Origin of the sequence: Burkholderia sp. HMSC10F09 (genome assembly GCF_001806955.1) — a bacterium.
Taxonomy (GTDB): domain Bacteria; phylum Pseudomonadota; class Gammaproteobacteria; order Burkholderiales; family Burkholderiaceae; genus Burkholderia; species Burkholderia multivorans.
In genome coordinates this window covers 1-1,841 of record NZ_KV786904.1, presented here as the reverse complement: position 1 = coordinate 1,841, position 1,841 = coordinate 1, and the positions used below count along the sequence as shown (strand labels likewise).

Here is a 1,841-nt window from a genome sequence, read left to right as displayed (position 1 = left end):
GGCCGAATACTGGTTCGCGCTGATCAAGGTCGTCACCGTGGTCGCATTCATCGGCGTCGGCCTGCTGATGATCTTCGGCATTCTGAAGGGCGCGCCGCACGGCGGCTGGAGCAACCTGACGATCGGCGACGCGCCGTTTGCGGGCGGCCTGCCGGCGATGATGGGCGTCGCGATGATCGCCGGCTTCTCGTTCCAGGGCACCGAGCTGATCGGTGTCGCGGCCGGCGAATCGGAAAACCCGCGCACGACGATTCCGCGCGCGGTGCGTCAGGTGTTCTGGCGGATCCTGCTGTTCTACGTGCTCGCGATCTTCGTGATCGGCGTGCTGATTCCGTACACCGACCCGAACCTGCTGAAGACCGATGTGACCGACATCGGCGTCAGCCCGTTCACGCTCGTGTTCCGTCACGCTGGCCTCGCATTCGCGGCGGGCGTGATGAACGCGGTGATCCTGACGGCAGTGCTGTCGGCCGGCAACTCGGGCATGTACGCGTCGACGCGCATGCTGTACAACCTCGCGACCGAAGGCCGCGCACCGAAGCTGTTCGCGAAGCTGTCGGCAGGCGGCGTGCCGCGCAATGCGCTGTACGCGACGACGGCCGTCGGCGCGCTGTGCTTCTTCACGTCGCTCTATGGCGACAAGACCGTCTACATGTGGCTGCTCAACACGTCGGGGATGACGGGCTTCATCGCATGGCTCGGCATCGCGGTCAGCCACTACCGGTTCCGCAAGGGCTACGTGAAGCAGGGCTACCGCGTCGATCAACTGCCGTACGAGTCGAAGTGGTTCCCGTTCGGCCCGCTGTTCGCGTTCGTGCTCTGCATCGTGATCGCGCTCGGTCAGGACTATCAGGCGTTTCTCGCGAACCGGATCGACTGGGCGGGCGTCGTCGCGACCTATGTCGGCATCCCGCTGTTCCTCGTCGTATGGCTCGGCTATCGGCTCGTGAAGAAAAGCCGTTTCGTCCGCTACGAAGACATGGAAATCGCGCCGTGGGTCGCCGCGAACCGCGACGGGCAGCGCGGCGCACAGGCGCAGCCGGTCTCGCAGCACGAAACCGCATAACGACGTGCGCGGCGCGCGGCGGCGGACGCCGTGCGGGACGACGAAACGGGAAGCGCCAGGCTTCCCGTTTTTTTTGCTCGGATTTTCTCTATGCAGGGTCAAAGCCGGTTATATTTCCGACCCTGCCGGGCCGGCACGGCCCGGTGTCTTCATCGTTCCGTCGGGCCGCCGCGGCCCGCGGAGCGCGCAACCCAGAGGAAGTCATGAGCGCATCACCCGCCGAGCGGAAGACCGAACCCGTTTCCATCGTGCGAATCGAAGCCGCGATCAATGCGTGGCGCACCGTGTATCCGCCGGCGCCGGACGGCGAGGACGGCTACGCCCTCGACGCCGGCAGCAACTGCCTGGCCGAGCTGTACGGCACGATGATCTGCTATCGGCTGCCCGACGTGCCGCTCGACTCGCTGAGCGACGCGCAGCGCGACGCGCTGTACGCGACCGAGGTCTAGCGCGAGCGTGCCGCGGTGCCGCGCGGTGCGTCGTCGGGCAACGAACGGGAAGCGCTGCGCTTCCCGTTTCGTTTTGGCGCGCGCGGTGCTGCGCTTGACGCGACGGGCGCCGGCAGGCCACCATCGAACGCGATTCGATCCGGCCGCCCGCGCGCGGCCGCCTCACCCGCACATCGACCGACACATGACCGATATCGTCACCGAGGAGACTTATGTCGAGACGCCGCATGGGCGTCTGTTCACAAAGCGCTGGCGTGCCGGGCGAGAAGAGGCTGGGTCGCCGCTCGCCGCAGGTGAGCCGGCAGCGCCTCAGCCGGCAGCGCCTC

General features: G+C 67.0%; 2 protein-coding genes. Both read left to right on the top strand.

Translation table 11 applies throughout. From position 1 onward, the window contains the following. The coding region (locus tag HMPREF3115_RS25560) for an amino acid permease (RefSeq protein WP_256276430.1) at positions 1-1,066 on the top strand (1,066 nt) is incomplete at its 5' end. 203 nt (positions 1,067-1,269) lie between these two features. Further along, complete coding sequence (locus HMPREF3115_RS25555) at positions 1,270-1,515, top strand: DUF3717 domain-containing protein (protein WP_006404271.1); 246 nt, start codon at positions 1,270-1,272, stop codon at positions 1,513-1,515. Positions 1,516-1,841 lie beyond the last annotated feature (326 nt).

Excerpts from the sequence above, each read along its gene's own strand:
- HMPREF3115_RS25555 (WP_006404271.1), top strand. The coding sequence starts at position 1,270 with ATGAGCGCATCACCCGCCGAGCGGAAGACCGAACCCGTTTCCATCGTG.